The organism is Thauera sp. DNT-1 (genome assembly GCF_055393985.1).
This window is the reverse complement of the sequence record NZ_AP043752.1, coordinates 3,479,601-3,498,550: the sequence shown is the minus strand read 5'-3', so window position 1 is coordinate 3,498,550 and position 18,950 is coordinate 3,479,601. Positions and strand designations below refer to the sequence as shown.

The following is an 18,950-nucleotide window of genomic DNA, read 5'->3' as shown; positions in this document are numbered from 1 at the left end:
TGGGTCGTTAGCTCAGCTGGTAGAGCAGCGGACTTTTAATCCGTTGGTCGCAGGTTCGAATCCCGCACGGCCTACCAAGTTTCACGGAAAATGCCCGGACTTCGGTCCGGGCATTTTCTTTTTGCGTCAGTCCCGCAGGAGCCCCTCCCTGCGCATCCGGGGCGATACCGACGCCTGCCTGGTGTTCGTCAAGGACACCCCTGTTCCGCGCCGGCGAGCTCGAGGGCCGCAAGAACGGCCGCGAGCTGTTCGACCTGCGCAACTTCATGGGCACCTTGCGCGGCACCGGAGTCGACACCGGCAGCCCGCGCACCTTCTCCGCAGCCGATGCGCGCAGCTGCACGAACCGGCTCGATGGCTTGCTGCGACGCAATACGAAGCCATGGACCGACAAGGCCTGATCTGGTATAGTTCGATTTGGATTCTTGGCCGGTTTGGAATGTACGCATTCAATCCGGCGCGACCGTGCGTGACGCAGCGCGTCATCGTCATCCCGCAGCGATCCCGAGCGCCCCGCGTACGCTCTTCGATCTCGCCTTCGCTGCACGCCTCCGGCTTCTTGCCTGGATGCGCAATCGCAACATTCCAGCCGGCCCGCCGATCTGGTGCCGTCTTTTTTTTGGTCGCTGCCGCACAAGAACGTGGCGGTCGGCCCTTCCGAGGCCCGTGCACGGCGGAACGCGCCTCTCCGATCCCGCACACGAGCGGGCACCGGAACCCCTACAGGAGCCCCGACATGGCCAAGGAAGAACTCATCGAAATGCACGGTTCCGTCACCGAGGTGCTGCCCGACGGCCGCTACCGCGTGACGCTGGACAACGGTCACAACCTGATCGCCTACTCGGGCGGCAAGATGCGCAAGCACCACATCCGCATCATCGCCGGCGACAACGTGTCGCTGGAGATGTCGCCCTACGATCTCAGCAAAGGCCGGATCACCTTCCGCCACCTGCCCGGTCGTCCGGCCGGTGCCGCCGCAGCGCCCCCGCCGCGCCGGCGCTGAGTCCTCGAGGCGGCATCGCGGCGCCCTCGAGCCCCACGCGGCCCCTCGGGGGCCGCGCGTCGTTTACGCGCCCCCTTTCCCGCTCCACGCGCGGAACGACCAGGCACAAGGCGCTGTCTCTCCGGGGCATGACCACTACCCCCCAGAGGAGACCGCCACGATGCAAGCCACCCCCAGCCGTGCGCAACACGCCACCGAAGACGAGCGCGGCCAGTTCGACAGCCTGCTCCCCGCCGCCCGCCTCGACCGCCGCGGCTTTCTCGCAGGCATCGCCGCCACCGGCTTCGCGCTCGCCGTGCAGCCTGTCCATGCCAGCACCGTGATCAGCACGAGCGGCACCGGCCTCGCCACGGGCACGGCCGCCATCGCCGTCGAGGGCGGCGAGTTGCCGCTCTACTACGCGCGGCCCGCCGCAGGCGACAGGTTGCCGGTCGTGCTCGTGGTGCAGGAGATCTTCGGCGTCCACGAACACATCCGCGACGTCTGCCGCCGCCTCGCACACGCGGGCTACCTCGCGATCGCGCCTGAACTCTTCTTCCGCCAAGGCGATCCCACCACCCAGCCCGACATCCCCGCGATCCTGCAGAACATCGTCGCCAAGGTGCCCGACGCCCAGGTCATGGGCGACCTCGACGCCTGCGCCGCATGGTCGGCGAGCCAGGGCGGCGACCCCGCCCGCCTCGCGATCACCGGCTTCTGCTGGGGCGGGCGCATCACCTGGCTGTACGCCGCGCACAAGCCATCGGTAAAAGCCGGCGTGGCGTGGTACGGACGCCTGAGCGGCGCCGTTTCGGAGTTCACCCCGCAGCACCCGCTCGACGTCGTCGGCAGGCTGCACGCGCCGGTGCTGGGGCTCTACGGCGGCCAGGACCAGGGCATCCCGCTCGCCGACGTGGAGAAGATGCAGGCGGCGCTCTCCGCTGCGGGCGGCCGCAGCACCATCCACGTCTATCCCGACGCACCCCACGCCTTCCACGCCGACTACCGGCCGAGCTACCGCAAGGCCGAGGCCGAGGACGGCTGGAAGCGCGCGCTCGCGCACCTTGGCGCGGCGCTCGGCTGAGCACTCGCCGCCGCACACTGCGCCGGCGGGTACCGCACGGCATGCGACATCCCGACGGGTGCCGCATGCACCAGGCCGGAGCCCGCGACCCAGCCGAACACCAGGCCGCTGACGACCGCGAGCACCGTGCCAAGCCACCTCCACCACCGTCCGTGCATGCCACCACCCTCCGCTGCGCCGGCGCTGCCTTGCCGGCATCGGCTGGTTGGACGGCAGGAGCGGGTCAGCGTTCCATCGGATCGCCCGCGGGCCGCTGCGCAGCCTGCAGCTCGCGCAGCAGGCGCGCGGCGATCAGCCCGTTGATCAGGCCGAACACCACCGCCGCGAGCGCGAACACCGGGGTGAGGTAGAACACCCCGTCGTGCGGCACCAGCCACAGGCGCGCGACCACCAGCTGTGCGCCGATGTGGGCGAATGCCGCAAGGATGCTGTGGCTCACCGGGCCGAACCAGCGTGCCGGCAGGCGCACCGCCAGACCGAGCGACACCAGGCTGGCGAGCGCGCCCGAAAGGCTCAGGAAGAAGCCGGGGGCGAGGAACTGGCCGAGCAGCAGGCTGCCGGCGAGCACGCGCAGCAGCGACACCCACACCGCCTCGCGCCAGCCCCAGCGTGCCAGCACCACCAGGGTCACGATGTTGGCCAGCCCCGGCTTGACCCCGGGCAGCGGCAGCGGGATCGCCGCCTCGGCCACGGTCAGCACGATCGCCGCCGCCGCATGGCGGGCGATGCGGCGGTCCTCGGCGGTGGGAGTCAGTTCAATAGTTGAGGGAGTCATAATCCGCAGCCCGCCCGGTGAGGCTCAGGCTCACCTCGTTGGGCGCGCAGATCGCCACCGCGCCGGCCTGGGTGAGCCAGCCCTGACGCACGCAATACTGGCGCGGCCCGGGATCGGAAGCGACACGCGCGCGCCCGGGCCGGATCTCGATCACCGTGACGCCAAGCGGGCCGGGCACCTCGATCGTGCGCTCGGCTGCCAGGTCCACCCGCGCCACCACCTTGCCGCCGGCACGAACCACCGCGCCGTCCGGCGCACCGCCTTGCCACAGCGCGAGCAGCGCATAGCCGCACACGAGCAGCCCGCCGATCGCCACCAGGACATCGCCGGGCCGCAGCAGCCCGCGCCAGTCCGCAAGCTCCAGCCTCACCGCCCGTTCCCGTCTCCGGCCGCATCCACGATGCCGGCAGCGCGGTCCGCCGCCCGGCGCGCCGTCGAGCGGTGGCGCACGATGACCTCGACCTGGCCGCGGAAACGCTCGGCCAGCCACTCGGCGATGTACACCGAGCGATGCTGGCCGCCGGTACAGCCGATCGCCACGGTCAGGTAGCTGCGGTTGTCGCGCACGTAGGCGGGCAGCCAGTTGGCGACGAAATCGTGGATGTCCTGCGACATCCGCCCGACCTCGGGCACGCCCTGGAGGAAGTCGATGACCGGCTGGTCGCGCCCGGTGAGCGGACGCAGGCGCGGGTCGTAGTGCGGATTGGGCAGGCAGCGCACATCGAAGACGAGGTCGGCATCGAGCGGGATGCCGTACTTGAAGCCGAAGGACTCGAACATCAGCGTCATGCCCTCGGCCGGTGCCATCTGGATGAAGTCCTTCACCCACGCGCGCAGCGTGTTCGGGTGCAGGTCGCTGGTGTCGATGCGGTGACCGAGCTCGGCCACGCTGGCGAGCGCGTCGCGTTCGCGCTGGATCGCTTCTTCGAGCGTGTAGCCGTCCACCGCCATCGGATGGCGCCGGCGCGTCTCGGAGAAGCGCGCGATCAGCGCGTCGTCGCGCGCCTCGAGGAAGATGAAGCGCAGGTCGCGCACCGTCGAGCGCAAGACCTCGACCTGCTGCGGCAGGGCCGCGATGCTCGCGCCCGAGCGCATGTCCACCGCAACCGCCACCCGCCGCCAGCCCGCACCGTGCAGGTGCGCCGCCAGCTGTGGCAGCAGCACCGCCGGCAGGTTGTCGACCACGTAGTAGCCGGCATCCTCGAGCACGTTGAGCGCGATGCTCTTGCCCGAACCCGACAAGCCGCTGATTAGAACGATCTGCATTGCCCTTCCGGATGAAAAAGCCCGCCCACACTATAGCCCAGTGTCGGCGGGCGGGTCCTGCACGCGGGGACGGCGGGCTTCCCCCGCCCGATCAGCCTTCGCGCTTCCTGCGATCGGCGATCTTCACCCACAGGTCGGCATTCACGATGCCGAGCGCGCGCGGGTCGAACTGGGGCTCGAGGCGTCCCTGGGCCTGCTGCGCCTCGTAGTCCTTGAGCGCCAGCAGCGCCGGCTTCTGCAGCACCAGGATGGCAAAGATGTTGAGCCACGCCATCAGGCCGACGCCGATGTCGCCCAGGCCCCAGGCCAGGTCGCTGGTGCGCACGCAGCCATACAGGGCCGAACCGATCAGCGCCACGCGCAGCACGAAGATCAAGGCCTCCGAGCGCAGATTGCGCGTCAGATAGGCGACGTTTGTCTCGGCGATGTAGTAGTAGGCGATCACCGTGGTGAAGGCGAAGAAGAACAGCGCCACCGCCACGAACATCGAGCCGAAGCCCGGCAGCACCTGCTCCATCGCCGCCTGGGTGAAGCCGGTGCCCGCCGAGATGTTGGCCAGCCCGGTGAACACCTGCGCGCCGTCCGGTCCGGTGACGTTGTAGGTGCCGGTGATCAGCACCATGAAGGCGGTCGCCGAGCACACGAAGAGGGTATCCACATACACCGAGAAGGCCTGCACGAGGCCTTGCGCAGCCGGGTGCGGCACTTCGGCGGCAGCGGCGGCGTGCGGGCCGGTGCCCTGGCCGGCTTCGTTGGAATACACGCCGCGCTTGACACCCCACTGGATGGCCAGGCCGATCATCGCGCCGAAGCCCGCGTCGAGACCGACGGCCGAGGACAGGATCAGGCGGATGACCTCGGGCACCTTGTCGACGTTGAGCGCCACCACCACGGCCGCGGCGAGGATGTAGCCGAGCGCCATGAAGGGCACCACCACCTGGGTGACCTGGGCGATGCGGCGCACGCCACCGAAGATGATCAGGCCGAGCAGGATCACGATGATGGTGCCGGTGACCGCCGGCGCCACGCCGAAGGCGTTTTCCATGCTGGCCGCGATGCTGTTGGTCTGCACGCCGGGCAGCAGCACGCCGCACGCGAACACGGTGGCGACCGCGAACACGATCGCATAGACGCGCCAGCCCAGGCCCTTCTCGATGTAATACGCCGGACCGCCACGGTAGAGGCCGTGGTGTTCGGTCTTGTAGATCTGCCCGAGTGCCGACTCGACGTAAGCCGTGGCGGCGCCGAGGAAGGCCACCATCCACATCCAGAACACCGCGCCCGGACCGCCGAAGCCGATCGCGGTGGCGACGCCGGCGATATTGCCGGTACCCACCCGACCGGAGAGCGCGATGGTGAGCGCCTGGAAGGACGACACGCCCGCCGCGGAGCTCTTGCCGCGGAACATCGCCCGCACCATCTCGCCGATGTGGCGCACCTGCATGAAACGGGTGCGGATGGAAAAGTACAGGCCCACGATCAGGCACAGGTAAACGAGGGCGGGGCTCCAGACCCAGCCGTTGATCCAGTCGACGGTCGCTTGCATTCTTGTGTTTTCCCGAGAAACGAGCCGCGATTGTATCTGCTTGTTGCGAGCGGATGAGCGGCAGCATCGTTGGGAATAACCCGGACACTGCCCATTCAACGCCCTCCGCCGGGCTCCGCCCGAGCCGGCCCGCCCGGGGGCGCCAGAGCCAGCCACGCACTGCCCAGCAGCAGGAGCACGAGCCCGCTCCACAGCAGGGAGATCAGGGGGAAGACCTTCACCACGACGAACACCGCCCGGCCTCCAGCGCGTCCCGCAAGCGCCTCCACCACACCCGCGGGGGAAACCCAGAACTGCACCGCATGCTTCCAGCCCTGATCGACCAGGGGGTCGAGCAGATAACCGGGCCTGCCCATGTGGCGGGCGTAACGGTAGTCCAGCATCTCGCAGATCTGCCGCAGCGGGCCATCGTAGCGCTCCGGGGGCGCGCGCGAGTCCCGGTAGAGCGTCTCTCCGTCGAAGGTCCTGCCCGAGGGAGCGCGCGCCTCGATCGCGGTCAGCGCATGCACGCCGGCGGCGCCACCGACGCCTCCATCGCCTGCGCTCGCGACCCTCAGATCGACCAGCCTGAAGGCGTAGCCGTGGCGATCGCGCGTCCACGCGCTCGGCGCGCCGTCGAAGACGATCTCATGCTGCGAGTAGCTGTTCAGCGCGGTTGCCAGCAGGCCGCCGGAAAGGGCCAGCGCGACCCCCGCGTGGATGGCCAGCAGTGGCAAGGCCGGCGCAATCCCGCGCAGCCCATGCCGATGCACCATGAATACCGTCCACGCGCCACCGCCGAGCGCAAGATACGCACAGCCCGCGAGCACGGCGTCGAACTGCGGCAGGAGCGCCACGATCTGCTGGGAGAGGATCCCCGCACCCTCGTAGTGCCGCGTCATCAACCCGCCCCAGGCTGCGCTCGCCCCCGTCACAGCCAGCGCCGCCAGCAGCGACAGGCGGCCCGCCCCGACCGAGATGCGGCGGAAGAAGTACCAGCCTCCAGCCAGTCCGGCCCCGGCCAGCGACGGCAAGAGGCCGCGTGCGAGCACATGGCCGTCCACGTCCCACTGCTCGAAGGCCGCGCGCAGCGCCTCCAGTTCGCCTCCGCTCACGAGGTTGGCGAGCATCGCGAGGAAGGGCTTGTATTCCTCCGGACGTGGCGCGCCGCTCGCCGCCGCAGCGGACGCAAGCAGCAACTGCACCACGGCGACAGCGGCTGCGCCCAGGAAGCAGAGCTGTGCCAGCCACAGGCCCAGGCCAGCGGACGAACGCGCCCCCCCCTGCCGCAGGCTCACGCCGGCACCGCGACCGGAAAACGCTGCGACGAGGGCGAGCACCAGCAACGCGCTGCCGAGCGCACCATGTGCCACCCAGGACTCGGCCCCCACGTAGCGGTGCGAGCTCGCCAGCACCGGATTGCGCGTCACCGCCATCACGCAGGGCACCGCCGCAGCGGCCAGCACGGCGGCCAGCGGCATCATGCGCCAGTGCCTGCGGCCCACGCCCCAGCCGTTGATCCCGTGCAGGTGCGCCCCCAGCAGGCACCACAGGACGAACACCGCGGTCTGGACCGGATCCCAGTGCCACACCTGGCCATACATCGCATCCTCGAAGGCCCACAGCATGCCGAATCCGATCCCTGCGGTGAGCAGCAGCCAGGCCCTCCGCGCACGCATGCGCGCGCGCGCCGGCCACTTGCCCTGCCCGCCGCGCAGGGCGTCGAGCGCAGGCCCGGCGAGTGCCAGCACCCAGGCGTAGGCGGCAATCACCAGCGGGGCGTGGAACAGCATCCAGGGTTTCATCAGGTGCGCGTTCATGCCCTGCGAGGGCGACTGTGCCAGCCAGTCGGCGGGCGTTGCGGCGAAGGGAGCCAACCACAGGACGACCGCGCCATAGGCGGCGACGATCGCAGCCGCCACCGAGCGACGCCCGCGGTCCAGTCCGGCGCGGGCACCACTCGCCGCCAGGCTCGCGCAGCAGGCCAGCAGCAGCAGCGTGGTGCCTTCATCGCCGCCCCACAGGTTGGCGATCTTCAGGTGCAGCGGCAGCGCTGTGCTGCTGTACAGCCAGACGTAGCGCAGCGCGAAATGGTCGACTGCGAAGTGCCAGCCCAGGGCGAGCGTGCAACTCCAAAGCAGCGCCGCCGACAGGGCGAGCGCACTCGCGCGCCCCGTCGATCTGCACGCCGCATACGCCCCCAGCGCCGCTGCGGCGGCGAGGACGAACGACCCCAGCTCCGCCCGGCATGCCAAGGCGATGGTCGCGGCGGCGACCAGCATCCAGACCGCCAGGTCACGACGTGGCGCGCTCACTTCAGCATGCCTCCGCCCGCAGCACTTCGGGGTAGTAGCACATGTGGCCGGTGGCGCAATGCGCCTCGGACGGCCGCAGGCGGGTGGCGAACGCGCGCACCGCGGCGGCATCCGCCCCTGCGCAGACCCGGTCGAGCACGGACCTCACCATGCGCACGCTCGCCAGTTTGCGCGCCGTCGGCGCCTCGCGCCCGGCGATCTTGACCGCGGCTACCCGTCCGCGCCTGAGCGCGGGCAGCGCGCACAGCCCGCATGGTCCGAAGGGCAAGCCTTCGGGCGTGGTGCTGAAGCCGCAGGAAAAGCGGTACCACAGCCAGCGCTCGTAGGCCTCGTCGTTCTCCTGCAAGCGTGCGGCGAGGCGTGCCGACAGCTCCCCGCCGTCGCGCCGACGATGGCGGAAGCGGTAGCGGTCGAGGCAGATCGGCCCGCCCAGTTGCCCCGGGAGGTGGATCGTGTGGCAGGCGCCCTCCTCGAAGATGCATCCATCATTGAGCACGAAGGCTTCGATCTCGATGTCCGGCACCTCTTCGGCAATGGCGGTGGCCTCGGCGAGGGTCACGTCGCGCGGCAGGATCAGCCGGCGCGCACCGCGGGCTTGGCACAGCCGCGCCGCCGCCGCGTTGCGGCAGGTCGCCACCGAACTGACGTGCACGCGCAGCGCCGGGAAACGCGTCGCCAGGCGCTCCACCAGGCCCAGGTCGCTGACGATCAGGGCATCGCCACCGAGGTCCGCAAAGCGCCCGGCGATCTCTTCCGCGGCCTCGATCTGCGCTGCAGCGTAGTGCTGGGCATTGAGCACCAGCGACAGCGCGGCAGCGTGGGCATGCGCGCTCCGCACCGCCTCCGCCAGGTCTGCATAGCTTGCAAGATTGCCCGACGGCCGGCGATTGGCGCTGATCGACTGGAAGCGTCCGCGCCAGTCGGGCGGCACCAGGCCGCAATACAGCTCGGTGGCGCCGGCCGCGGCGAGCACTGCAACCTCGGCGACGCGCGAAACAGGCGCGACGATTCTCACAGCGGTTCTCCGGCAACGACCAGGCGGGCGATCCGCCCCGCGTCGGCGGCCCGCCGCAAGGCCTGCGCCATCGCGTCCGAATGGCGGCTGAACAAGGTGTTGCCGAGCTGGGTCGTCCGGCAGGCATCGTCCCGTCCCGGGCGTGAGGCCTCGGCGGCAAGGCGCAGGCACTCCTTGCGGCAGCGGCGTCCGACGGCGAAGCGCTCCGGCCCCTTCATGGAAAGCCCACCTGCCCGGCACATGCGGCCCTTGGCCACATAGACGCAGGGCAGATGCACGCCGGCGGGGAGCGGCAGCCCCTCGAGCGCCCCATCGTCGGCAAAGACCGGCATGTCGAGCTCGAGCCGGAGGATGCCGAGGCGCTCGAACAGTGCGCGCATCGTCGGCGCGGCCAGGCCGTGACCGCAGCGCCCCGCCCAGCCGGGATGCAGGCGCGGATCCTTGGTCATGCGGCACAGCACGCGGCCCGCCACCGGAAGCAAGGCCGGAAAGCGCGTGTGCAACTCGTGCGCCACACCCCAGTCGTTCGCCACCACTTCCGTCCCGGCGGGGAGCATGGGCAGCAGCCCGTGCAGTCGGGCCAACACATCGGGCGAGGCGACCGGCGTGAGCAGCACGAAGCGCAGGCCCGCCTCCTCCACCCGCCGCAGCGCCTCGCGCAGCACCCGCTCCGCGGGCAGGAGGTGCTCGCAGAACTCGCTGCCGAAATGAAGATGCGTCGGCTGCAGCCCCGCGAGCCAGGCGGCCAGGGCAGCATCGCCATGGATGCGCAGCCAGTGGCGTTCGCGCTCCGCGGGCCCCCCCGCGGCCCACGCCAGATCGACTGCGTGCGTTGCCGTCACCGCCAACTCGGAAAAACTCATCACGCTTTCTCCCCGCGGCCTCGGGTGCCGCGACAAGGGATCGAAAGGGCATGGAGCGCCGCAGCCGCGCGACGCGCCCCCCTTACAGGGCCATGATCACCGACTTGCCCTCGGTGTACAGGTCGAGCACCGCGCGCCCCATCTCGCGGCCGATGCCGGACTGCTTGTAGCCGCCGAAGGGCATCGAGGCGTCGAGGATGTTGTGGCAGTTGACCCACACCGTACCGGCCTTGATCTTCGGCACCAGGCGGTGCACCCGCGACAGGTCGTTGGACCAGATGCTGGCGCCGAGGCCGTATGGGGTGTCGTTGGCGCGGCGGGCGACCTCGTCGAGATCGTCGTAGGGCATCGCCACCACCACCGGGCCGAAGATCTCCTCGCGCACCACGCGCATGTCGTCGCGGGTATCGACCAGCACCGTCGGCTTGACGAAGTAGCCCTCGCCCTCGCCCGCTGCGCCGCCCGCCAGCGCGCGCGCGCCCTCCTCGAAGCCGCTGCGGATGTAGCCCAGCACGCGCTGCTGCTGGACGGCCGACACCAGCGGGCCGATCTGCGTCGAGGGCTCGATGCCGGCGCCGAGCTTCATGTCCGCGGCGATCCCCGACAGCCCCTCCACCACGCGCTCGAAACGACTCTTGTGCACATACAGGCGCGAACCCGCGCAGCACACCTGCCCCTGGTTGAAGAAGATCGCCTGCGCCGCGCCCGCAGCCGCTACCGCCGGGTCGGCGTCGTCGAGCACGATCACCGGGCTCTTGCCGCCCAGCTCCAGCGACACCCGCGTCATGTTGTCGAGCGCGGCCTTGCCGACCAGCTTGCCGATCTCGGTCGAGCCGGTGAAGGCCACCTTGTCGACGCCCTTGTGCGCGGCCAGCGCCGCACCCGCGGAGTGGCCGTGGCCGGTGACGACGTTGAACACCCCCGCGGGGTAGCCCGCCTGCTGCACCAGCTCGGCAAAGCGCAGCGCCGACAGCGGCGTCTCCTCGGCGGGCTTGAGCACCATCGTGCACCCGGAGGCGAGTGCCGGCCCCGCCTTCCACGCCACCATCAGCAGCGGGAAGTTCCACGGGATGATCGCCCCCACCACGCCCACCGGCTCGCGCCGGGTGTAGCCGAAGAACTCGCGGTCGCGCACCAGGGGGACCGACACCTCCATCGTCGAGCCTTCGATCTTGGTCGCCCAGCCGGCCATGTAGCGCAGGAAGTCCACCACCAGCGCCACGTCGACCGCACGCGCCATGGTCACCGGCTTGCCGTTGTCGAGCGCCTCGATCTCGGCCAGTTCCTGCGCATGCGCCTCCACCAGCTCGGCCAGGCGCAGCAGCAGGCGCTCGCGGTCCACCGGTCGCATGCGCGGCCAGTCGCCCTGCTCGAAGGCGCGCCGCGCCGCCGCCACCGCGCGGTCGATGTCGGTCGCCTCGCCCGCCGGCACGCGATCGAACACCTGCCCGCTGGCGGGATCCACCACCTCGAGCATGCCACCGCCGAGGGCCTCCACCCATTCGCCGCCGATCGCCATGCGCTTGGGCTGCGCCAGGAAGCGGCGCGTGTCGTCGCTCAGCAGTTCACCCTTGTATCGGTCCATTCCTCGTCTCCGTGTTTGATGTGTGTTGCCCGGGACGGCCGCAGGCCGCCCCCTCAATAGTTGAAAATCAGCACCGCCTGCAGATAGACATTGCGGCGGTCGTTGCCCTGCAGCGCCTTCACGTCCGCACCGCGCGGCTCGTAGAGGCCGATCAGGGGCACGAAGGTGAAGTGCTTGTCGATCTGCCAGAACGCGAACAGATCGAACTCGCGCCCGGCCAGGTCCGCGGCCTCGCCCTCGGGCGCGAACTTCCAGTACTGCACGCCGATGGAGAGATCCTCGCGGGGTGCCAGGCTCAGCTCCACGCGGTCCACCCGATTGCCGCTGTTGGCCGGGCCGGCGTAGTTGGACGCGACCTCGCCCTGGAACCAGGTCCCCAGGCCGCGGCTGAGGCCGAAGAACAGCGGGTCGAAGGCCTCGTTGCGGGCGGTGGCGGACTTGTCGGCGGAGAAGCGTGCGTGGCGGTAGTCGAGCGTGGGGCGCCAGGGCAGGTCGGCGAAGGTCCACCCGCCCTCGACGTGCCAGGCGTCGGCGTCGTTCTTCACCGCGGCGCTGCCGCCGCGCTGGTCGACGTACTCGAAGGCGAGGAACAGGTTCTCCACGCCGAGGCTGCCCTGGCCGCGTACGCTGGCGATGCGCATGCCGTCGCGACGGTCGAAGATGCCCAGCCCGGCGCCCTGGTCGACGTCGAGCACCTTCATCCAGCTCAGCCCGAGCGTCCCATGCGTCTCCGACACATACTCCAGGTTCGCGCCGCCGAGCTCGGTGTCCTGCTGGTAGGGGTTGCCCGACTGCAGCCAGAAGGCGTCGCCGCGCCAGGGCCCCTCGGGATCGATGCGCACGATCGCGGTGTTGCGGAAGCTCTTCTTGGCGGCGAGGTAGTAGGCCCCGCCCCGATCCACGTCCACACCGAGCGCATCGAGCCCCTTGCCGAGGTTGATCCGGTCGCTCGCGATCAGGAAGCCGTCGCCCAGCACGAACTGCTGGCGGCCGAACGAGACGTCGAACGCGCCACCTGCGCTGCGCCAGCCGACGTACGCATCCTCCAGGTCGACGTCGCGCTCGCGGCCGTCGGTATAGCCGCCGGCATCGCCGTCGCCCCAGGTGCCTTGTGCGATCGCGCCCAGGCCGCCGTACAGCTCGCCGCCGCCGGCACGGGTGGTGCCCGCGAGCACGCCATGGATGAAGCCCTCGCGCCACTGCCTGCCGCCCTCGCCGAGATAGTCCTCGCGCGTGGAGAAGGCGCCGGCCATGCCGTCGATATTCGCGCTCAGTGTGGTGCCGTCGCGTTCGTGCAAGGTCTCTGCCCGGGCCGTGCCGAGCGCCGCCAGTCCGGCCAGCAGGACGGCCGTGGTGATGCGCATGCGCATGATGTTCGTCTCCTCGATGATTGTTTTGGCGCGCGGGACACCGCGGTGCGCCGCTTGGCGCGCCGTGGTGTCCCGCTGCTGCGGGCTTGCCCCGTCCGGAAGCGGGCGCTCAGCGCACGAAGACCTGCCCGGTACCGAGCGACATGTCCCCGCCCGGCAGCTTCACCTGCCCGACCTTGGCCAGCGTGTCGGCATCGTGGATGGAGATGTCGTTGAAGGTGCCGGTGAGGTAGAGCCGGCTGCCGGCCTGGTTGCTCAGCACGGTGTAGTAGGTGTGGTCGAGCTCGGCGGCCTGCACCAGCTTCTGCTGCGCGATGTCGTACTTGGTCAGGCGGTGCAGCAGGCCGTAGACGATGTTGCGGTCCTTCGGCGAACGCAGCCCGGTGAAGTAGATCTCGGTCAGCGGTCCGAACTCGCGTGCCTCGGTCTCGCCGCTCTTCAGGTTCACGTTCAGATAGCCGTACTGGTACTCGGCGGTCGCCATGTCCTGCTTGTCGTCCTGGTACTTCGCCGTGGTGTAGAGGATGGTGAAGTCCCGCGTCGGCGTCTGCACCGGCCAGATGTACAGCACATCGAGCGGCGCGTGCGTGGAACGCTGCCAGTCGCGGATCGGCAGGGCGACGGTCATCGCACCGGTGTTCACATCCACCTTGTAGAGGTTCGGTCCGGCCAGGTAGACCGAGCCGTCCTCACCCGCCTGCATGATGTTGGCCTGGCGCGGCGCCGGAAACACACGCACAGGCTTGGCCTCCAGACCGGCACGGGTATCGTAGACCGCGAAGCGCGGCGCCCCCACGCGATAGTGGTCGCGATGGATGGTGGTCGGGTTCTGCACCGCATAGACCTCCTTGCCGTCCGCGCTGACGGTGAAGGATGCGATCGACTTGGCACGCTCGTTGTCGCCCTGCGACATCTCGGCGCGGAAGGTGAGCCTGCAGGTATCGAGATCGATGCCGTAGATCGTGCCGAAACGGTTGTTGAGGATGTAGGCGGTGCGGCGGTCGGGCGCGATCTGCGTGGTGCCGGGTCCGAAGGCGTCGGGCAGCGGGCAGGTCTTGTAGACGCTCTCGCTGGCCAGATCGACCACGTTCAGGTTGTTCGGGTAGTTGGCCACCATCAGGTATTCGCTGCCCGGCTCGAGCGGCCGCGCCTCGTTTGCCGCTGCGGCGGGCAGGACTCCGGCGGCCAGGCAGGCGAGCGCGGCCGCGCTGCGGCGCAGTGCGCCGCCGATCATCGTCTTCTTCATGTCCGCCCCCTTACAGCTTGTCGCCCGGGAAGACCGAGCCGAGATTGCGCCAGTCCTCGCGCGAGTTGGTCGCGTCCTTGTTCCAGTCCGGGTAGGTGTTCATCACGTCCGGCACCTGGGCCGGCCACCAGCACGGATCGGCGCAGCCGTAGAGATCGGATTCCATCGGCTGGCACAGCGAGGACACACCGCCGAAGGCGTCCACTTCCCAGCCCGGGTCCACCGTCGCCGCGCAGCCGGCGATGGCGCTCATCGCCACCACCTCCTCGACCCGGTCCTCCGCGACCGCCTTGTCCAGCAGCCGCGCCTTGTTGTTGATCGCCTTGAGATGTTTCATGACGCCCTCCTCGGGGAAATATGCTGTTCGATGAAGGCCGGGTTCCCGGCCATGATGCGGCTGTAGACCTCGATGCCGAAGTCCACCCAGTCGCGCATCAGATCGCAGTAGTGGTAGGTGGGATGTGCGGGATCGCCGTAGCGCGCGTAGCTCTCGTGGTAGCAGCCGCCCGAGCACAGGTTGCGGATGCGGCAGCTCGCGCAGCCGGTATCCGTGCGATCCAGGCGCTGGGACAGGAAATCGCCGAGCTGCGCGCGCTGGATACCGTTCTTCACGTCGCCGAAGGTCGGCAGCGTGGAGCCGGTGAAGCGATGGCACAGGTTCAGTTCACCCTTGTGGTCGACCGCGAGCATCTTCAACCCGGCGCCACAGGGCAGCGCCTTCTTGTGGCCTTCGTGCAGGTCGGTGATCAGCTGGTGCATGTTGGAGAAACCGATGTTGCGTCCCTCCAGCGCCGCCTCCAGATAGCGCGCACCGAGCCGCTTCAGCCCGGCGAAGACCTCGACCAGCTCCGCGCCCGTGAGGTTGAAGGTGCTGATGTCGCCCGAGGTCACCGGCGCGAAGCCCACTTCGGCAAAGCCCAGCTCGTTGAACAGGTGGTCCCAGATGCGCTCGACCTCGGTGGTGCCGTGGGTGAGCGTGACCCGTGCCCCCACCGGCCGCGCGTGGTAGCGCGCCAGCAGGCGCTCGGCCTTGCGCCGCACGGTCTCGTAGGTGCCCTGGCCGCCGACGGTGAGCCGGTTGCGGTCGTGGATCGCCTTCGGACCGTCGATGCTGATCGACAGCCCGAAGCGGTGGGCATCGAGCCAGTCGATGGTGTCGTCGGCGAGCAGGGTCGCGTTCGTCGTCATGACGAAATCGACCTGCTTGCCGAGCTCGGCGAAGCGCGCCTCGCAGTACGCGACCACGTCCTTGATCAGCGGCAGGTTGCTGAGCGGCTCGCCGCCGAAGAAGACGACGTTGTAGCGCGGCTCGTCCGGCGACTCGCGCAACATCATCTCGATCGCGTCGCGCGCGGTCCCGAAGGCCATCTTGCGGCCCGCCGAGGGCTTGTCGAGGTCTTCCTTGTAGCAGTAGGTACAGCTCAGGTTGCAGCCGGTGTTGACGTTGAGCACCACCGTGGTGAGCGGGAAGCGCTCGAAGGTGTGCGCGAGCGTGCCGGCGCTGGCGGGGCGGCCGTCGTCGATGAGCTCGAGCGCGACCAGCTCGCGGATCGCCTCGGCCACCTCGTCGGCGTCGAACTCGGTACGCAGGCCATCGATCAGGGCCTCGACGGTGAGGCTCTGACGGCGGATGCGATCGATCAGCGCCGCGCTCAGCGGGTCGAGCGCGAACAGCGAACTGCTCGGGATGTGGAACAGCATGCGCGTCTCATCGATGCGCAGCTCGTGCAGGTTGTCCTGCACCAGATTCAAGACGGCACCCATGGGAGCCTCCTTCGGGGTCGGGATTGCGGAGGGCAGGCCGCGCCTGCCGGAACAGGACGCGCCACCGATCAGGGCAGCGGCGGGTTGTTCCAGCGCGGCGGCGCCACGATCACCTGGCCTTCGCCGCGCAGGCGTTCGCCACCCTGCGCCACCTCGGCCACCACCTTCAGGTTGCCCACGTTGCTCGCCGACATCCGCCGCACCGGGTTGGGACCGGCATCACCCGGCACGAAGACCCCGCTCGCGGCATCCATCAGGCCGGCGAACTCGACGTCCTGGTCGCGCACCGCCGCCTCGTCGAAGGGCTCGACCGACCACTTCGCCGGCACCACGCCGATGCGGAAGTCGTCCTCGGTGCCTGCCTTGCCGTCCGCGCCGGCTGCCCAGGCCTCGGCGTCGAAGCGCGCCTCGACCTTGGCCGTGGGCGTGCCGTTGCCGCCGATGCGTGCGACCGCGAACGCGGGCGACACCTTGACCGCGGCGATGCTGTCGTACAGCGCGAGGCTGCCGCCCGAAGCCTTGCCGACCGCCACCGCGTGCACCCCGCGCGCCGCGGCGTCGCTCTGCACGCGGACCACGACCTCGGTCGCCGATCGCTTGACCGTACCGACCAGCTTCACGCCCTGCGGCAGCGTCACCTCGCCCGCCAGCCCGGAGCCGACGATGCGCAGTTCGGCGCCTTCACCCGCCTTGAGGTAGGCCGGATGCACCGCCAGCACGCGGCTGTTGCCCGCCTGTTGCAGGCTGGCGACGACGTCGGCGCCGACCTCGTCCTGGTCGCGCAGGAACATGCGGCCGCGCATCATGCCGTCCTCGACCGCGAACACCTGGCGCATCGGCGTGCCGTCGACGACCAGGTCGCCGCGCCACTCGTAACCGGTGTAGATCAGCGCCCGCCCCCTGCCCTGCATCGGCCTGCCATCGTCCCAACGCCCGTCGAAGGCGAGCGTGTAGCGGTCCCGGCCCTCACCCGCCGTCACCTTCATCACGCCCGAGAATCCGCCGCGGCCGGTCAGATGGCCGCTCAGGCTCCACTCGCCCTTGACCGTCTGCGGCGCGCGCGCCTGCCACTGCTTCCAGGCCTCGGACTGCAACGGCAGCTTGCTCGCAAGCTCCGGCACCATTTCCTTCAACGCGATGCCGAACCAGTCGCGGTCGCGGCCGAGGGCCTGGTACTCGGTCGTCGGGAACTGGCCGAGATGGAAATGCACCAGATGCTCCCACTCCGCCGCCGGGCGACGCTGCAGCATCACGCGCGCACCGGAATGGCAGCGCGCGCACATCTTGGTGAACTTCTCCGACTCGAAGGCCTCGACGGTATTCAGGCGACGCTCCATCGCGTAGCGCACGCCGGTGGTCTCGGACGGCGCCAGGCCCTGGCGGTCGGCCAGGTGCTTGACCACCGTGCGGCGTTCCTCGTCGGTGATCTTCAGGCCGTGGACGATCTGCATGCGTGCCACCGACATCAGCCAGCCTTCCGGGGTCTTGCGCTGGTGGCTGATGCGGCTGATTCCGTCCTCGGTTTCGGTGTGACAGGGCAGGCACTTGGCGCGGATCAGCGCTTCGGCCGAGGCATGCGCCGGGGGGGCGGCCAGCACGACGCCGAGCGCAGCCATACTGCCCATGGCAGTGGCAAGGGTTCTGATTTTCAAGACCGGATCTCCTCTTCGTGTCCTTGGATGAGGCGTCCACCCGGTGGGCCGGCATCGCCGTCCCGTGCGCGGGGAACACCGCAGCGCTGCACAGACCGAGGGCAAGCACGGACACCGCTCGCGACGGGCGATCCGATCCTGTCTCCTCCTCACGCCACCGCAAGGTCACGCGAGTCCGCTTGCTGCCCTTCTGCGAGGGCCTGCACAACTGCTGCCTCTGCCTCCGCACGCCCGGTCGGCGCCGGGTCGATGTGGAAGGCGAGCAGATCGTAGGCGCGGACCTTCCGTGCGCGTTATCCGAAAACGGCAAGCCACGGCGGCGGCCGGTCCCGGACCCCGGGTTGCAAAACGACCCGCCGCCGTGCCATTCTGAAAAACGGCCGCACAGCACTGGGGAAGCGTTCATCCGCACCCTGAGCGGCAGGGACAAACATAACGACAAGCACGATCGGCCACCGATCGAGAGAGGAAGAGACATGTTGGCCAACGCCACCCGGCAACTGCCCAGGGGGTGCGGGCAATGAGCCCGGCTGCCCAGCCTTCGGGAAACGCCCCGTACTCCTACACCCTGCGCCACACGCTCGATGCCGACGAGCACGCCGCCTGCCTGACCAACTGGCATCAACGCTACGACCAGCTCACCGCGGGCGCCTTCGACGGCGTGTTCGAGGAGTTCTGCTTCGGCAGGGTGCAGCTGTTCCGCGAGGGCCTGAACCAGTCGGTGCATCAGGCTGGCGGGGCGTGGCCCGGCTCGCGCACCTTCGCCGTGCCGGTCGCGATCGAGGGCACGGGCTGGTTCGGCGGCGAGATGTATGACGCGCACTCCATGCTGACACTCGGAGGCGACGACGAGCTCGACTTCCGCACCCCGCGCCGGCTCGAGATCCTCGCCTGCACCGCCGACTCGGCCGCGCTCCACGACTACGCGCATCAGGTGGACCACCGCAACCTCGAGGCCGAGCTCGCCGGGCGCAAGCTGGCACCGACCACCCCGGCGGGAATCGCGGCGCTCGGGCAACTGCTGGCGACCATGACGGCCAGCCTGCGGGCGACCCCCGAGCTGCTTCTGCACCCGCAGATGCGCAAGGCGATGGAACAGGCGCTGTTCGCGACCCTACTCGACACGCTCTCCTGTGGCGGCGGACGGGCCGGTGCACCGTCCTGTCGCGCCCGCCAGCAGGTGGTGGCGCGCGCGCGCGCCTACATGGAGGCCCACATCGACGAGCCGATCACGGTCGCCGACCTGTGCATCGAGCTCGGCATCTCGCGCCGCACCCTGCAGTACAGCTTCCAGGACGTGCTCGATCTCAACCCGGTCAAGTTCCTGCGCGCGATCCGCCTGAATGCGGTGCGCCGCTCGCTCAAGGCCGCGGACCCCAATGGTCGCGGCACGGTCGCCGACATCGCCGCACGCTGGGGCTTCTGGCACCTGTCGCACTTCTCCGCCGAGTACAAGACGATGTTCGGCGAGCTGCCGTCGGACACGCTCAGGCGCGCGGGCTGAGCAG

Annotated in this window: 16 protein-coding genes and 1 tRNA gene; 4 read left to right on the top strand and 13 right to left on the bottom strand. The window is 69.7% G+C overall.

Features of this window, described 5'->3' with window-relative positions:
• Nucleotide 1: 1 nt before the first annotated feature.
• The 3 genes from ACZ5PP_RS16145 to ACZ5PP_RS16135 all read left to right on the top strand — a co-directional run bounded on the left by ACZ5PP_RS16145 (nt 2) and on the right by ACZ5PP_RS16135 (nt 2,066).
• Nucleotides 2-77: transfer RNA gene (locus tag ACZ5PP_RS16145), tRNA-Lys, on the top strand.
• Between the two features lie 659 nt (nt 78-736).
• Nucleotides 737-1,003 carry a translation initiation factor IF-1 gene (infA, locus tag ACZ5PP_RS16140; RefSeq protein WP_002925671.1) on the top strand — a complete coding sequence of 89 codons (267 nt, stop codon included), beginning with the start codon at nt 737-739 and terminating at the stop codon, nt 1,001-1,003.
• Nucleotides 1,004-1,163: 160 nt separating this feature from the next.
• On the top strand, nt 1,164-2,066 hold the full coding sequence (locus ACZ5PP_RS16135; RefSeq protein ID WP_138860519.1) for a dienelactone hydrolase family protein: 903 nt from the start codon (nt 1,164-1,166) through the stop codon (nt 2,064-2,066).
• Nucleotides 2,067-2,289: 223 nt separating this feature from the next.
• On the opposite strand, the gene ACZ5PP_RS16130 is transcribed toward ACZ5PP_RS16135, so the two are convergent.
• The 13 genes from ACZ5PP_RS16130 to peaA all read right to left on the bottom strand — a co-directional run bounded on the left by ACZ5PP_RS16130 (nt 2,290) and on the right by peaA (nt 17,406).
• Nucleotides 2,290-2,841, bottom strand: coding sequence for a Gx transporter family protein (locus ACZ5PP_RS16130; RefSeq protein ID WP_012584631.1), 552 nt, complete (start codon nt 2,839-2,841; stop codon nt 2,290-2,292).
• Nucleotides 2,822-3,211 carry a NusG domain II-containing protein gene (locus ACZ5PP_RS16125; RefSeq protein ID WP_004307994.1) on the bottom strand — a complete coding sequence of 130 codons (390 nt, stop codon included), beginning with the start codon at nt 3,209-3,211 and terminating at the stop codon, nt 2,822-2,824. Before ACZ5PP_RS16125 ends, ACZ5PP_RS16130 begins: the two co-directional genes overlap by 20 nt.
• Nucleotides 3,208-4,107, bottom strand: a complete 900-nt coding sequence (gene rapZ, locus ACZ5PP_RS16120; RefSeq protein ID WP_004307996.1) for an RNase adapter RapZ — start codon at nt 4,105-4,107, stop codon at nt 3,208-3,210. Before rapZ ends, ACZ5PP_RS16125 begins: the two co-directional genes overlap by 4 nt.
• A 91-nt stretch (nt 4,108-4,198) precedes the next feature.
• Nucleotides 4,199-5,653: an alanine/glycine:cation symporter family protein gene (locus tag ACZ5PP_RS16115; RefSeq protein ID WP_004307999.1), complete on the bottom strand. Its 1,455-nt coding sequence runs from the start codon at nt 5,651-5,653 to the stop codon at nt 4,199-4,201.
• A gap of 95 nt (nt 5,654-5,748) precedes the next feature.
• The gene (gene ccsA, locus ACZ5PP_RS16110; protein ID WP_245537153.1) at nt 5,749-7,947 is read right to left on the bottom strand and encodes a cytochrome c biogenesis protein CcsA; all 2,199 of its coding nucleotides are present in this window, start codon (nt 7,945-7,947) and stop codon (nt 5,749-5,751) included.
• A 1-nt stretch (nt 7,948) separates the two neighbouring features.
• Nucleotides 7,949-8,962 (bottom strand): U32 family peptidase, encoded by a 1,014-nt coding sequence (locus ACZ5PP_RS16105; RefSeq protein ID WP_004308004.1) that lies wholly within the window; start codon nt 8,960-8,962, stop codon nt 7,949-7,951.
• Nucleotides 8,959-9,825 carry a hypothetical protein gene (locus tag ACZ5PP_RS16100; protein WP_004308005.1) on the bottom strand — a complete coding sequence of 289 codons (867 nt, stop codon included), beginning with the start codon at nt 9,823-9,825 and terminating at the stop codon, nt 8,959-8,961. The genes ACZ5PP_RS16105 and ACZ5PP_RS16100 overlap by 4 nt, the downstream gene beginning before the upstream one ends.
• A gap of 82 nt (nt 9,826-9,907) precedes the next feature.
• Nucleotides 9,908-11,410: an aldehyde dehydrogenase family protein gene (locus ACZ5PP_RS16095; RefSeq protein WP_004308006.1), complete on the bottom strand. Its 1,503-nt coding sequence runs from the start codon at nt 11,408-11,410 to the stop codon at nt 9,908-9,910.
• Between the two features lie 53 nt (nt 11,411-11,463).
• Nucleotides 11,464-12,780: an alginate export family protein gene (locus ACZ5PP_RS16090; RefSeq protein ID WP_004308008.1), complete on the bottom strand. Its 1,317-nt coding sequence runs from the start codon at nt 12,778-12,780 to the stop codon at nt 11,464-11,466.
• A 109-nt stretch (nt 12,781-12,889) separates the two neighbouring features.
• Nucleotides 12,890-14,026, bottom strand: a complete 1,137-nt coding sequence (gene peaD / locus ACZ5PP_RS16085; protein WP_004308012.1) for a quinohemoprotein amine dehydrogenase subunit beta — start codon at nt 14,024-14,026, stop codon at nt 12,890-12,892.
• A 10-nt stretch (nt 14,027-14,036) separates the two neighbouring features.
• A complete protein-coding gene (qhpC, locus tag ACZ5PP_RS16080; protein WP_004308014.1) occupies nt 14,037-14,363 on the bottom strand; it encodes a quinohemoprotein amine dehydrogenase subunit gamma in 327 nt (108 codons plus the stop codon).
• Nucleotides 14,360-15,790 (bottom strand): quinohemoprotein amine dehydrogenase maturation protein, encoded by a 1,431-nt coding sequence (gene peaB, locus ACZ5PP_RS16075; RefSeq protein ID WP_004308016.1) that lies wholly within the window; start codon nt 15,788-15,790, stop codon nt 14,360-14,362. The genes qhpC and peaB overlap by 4 nt, the downstream gene beginning before the upstream one ends.
• 68 nt (nt 15,791-15,858) lie before the next feature.
• Entirely contained in the window at nt 15,859-17,406 is a 1,548-nt protein-coding gene (gene peaA / locus ACZ5PP_RS16070) for a quinohemoprotein amine dehydrogenase subunit alpha (RefSeq protein ID WP_004308018.1), read from the bottom strand.
• A gap of 556 nt (nt 17,407-17,962) precedes the next feature.
• Between peaA and ACZ5PP_RS16065 the strand changes: the two genes are divergently transcribed.
• Complete coding sequence (locus ACZ5PP_RS16065; RefSeq protein WP_004308019.1) at nt 17,963-18,946, top strand: helix-turn-helix domain-containing protein; 984 nt, start codon at nt 17,963-17,965, stop codon at nt 18,944-18,946.
• Nucleotides 18,947-18,950 lie beyond the last annotated feature (4 nt).

Coding starts and splice junctions, on each gene's coding strand:
- ACZ5PP_RS16130 (WP_012584631.1), bottom strand. CDS start 2,841: ATGACTCCCTCAACTATTGAACTGACTCCCACCGCCGAGGACCGCCGC.
- ACZ5PP_RS16100 (WP_004308005.1), bottom strand. CDS start 9,825: ATGAGTTTTTCCGAGTTGGCGGTGACGGCAACGCACGCAGTCGATCTG.
- infA (WP_002925671.1), top strand. CDS start 737: ATGGCCAAGGAAGAACTCATCGAAATGCACGGTTCCGTCACCGAGGTG.
- qhpC (WP_004308014.1), bottom strand. CDS start 14,363: ATGAAACATCTCAAGGCGATCAACAACAAGGCGCGGCTGCTGGACAAG.
- ACZ5PP_RS16065 (WP_004308019.1), top strand. CDS start 17,963: ATGAGCCCGGCTGCCCAGCCTTCGGGAAACGCCCCGTACTCCTACACC.
- ACZ5PP_RS16090 (WP_004308008.1), bottom strand. CDS start 12,780: ATGCGCATGCGCATCACCACGGCCGTCCTGCTGGCCGGACTGGCGGCG.
- peaB (WP_004308016.1), bottom strand. CDS start 15,790: ATGGGTGCCGTCTTGAATCTGGTGCAGGACAACCTGCACGAGCTGCGC.
- rapZ (WP_004307996.1), bottom strand. CDS start 4,107: ATGCAGATCGTTCTAATCAGCGGCTTGTCGGGTTCGGGCAAGAGCATC.
- ACZ5PP_RS16135 (WP_138860519.1), top strand. CDS start 1,164: ATGCAAGCCACCCCCAGCCGTGCGCAACACGCCACCGAAGACGAGCGC.
- peaD (WP_004308012.1), bottom strand. CDS start 14,026: ATGAAGAAGACGATGATCGGCGGCGCACTGCGCCGCAGCGCGGCCGCG.
- peaA (WP_004308018.1), bottom strand. CDS start 17,406: ATGGCTGCGCTCGGCGTCGTGCTGGCCGCCCCCCCGGCGCATGCCTCG.
- ACZ5PP_RS16095 (WP_004308006.1), bottom strand. CDS start 11,410: ATGGACCGATACAAGGGTGAACTGCTGAGCGACGACACGCGCCGCTTC.
- ACZ5PP_RS16115 (WP_004307999.1), bottom strand. CDS start 5,653: ATGCAAGCGACCGTCGACTGGATCAACGGCTGGGTCTGGAGCCCCGCC.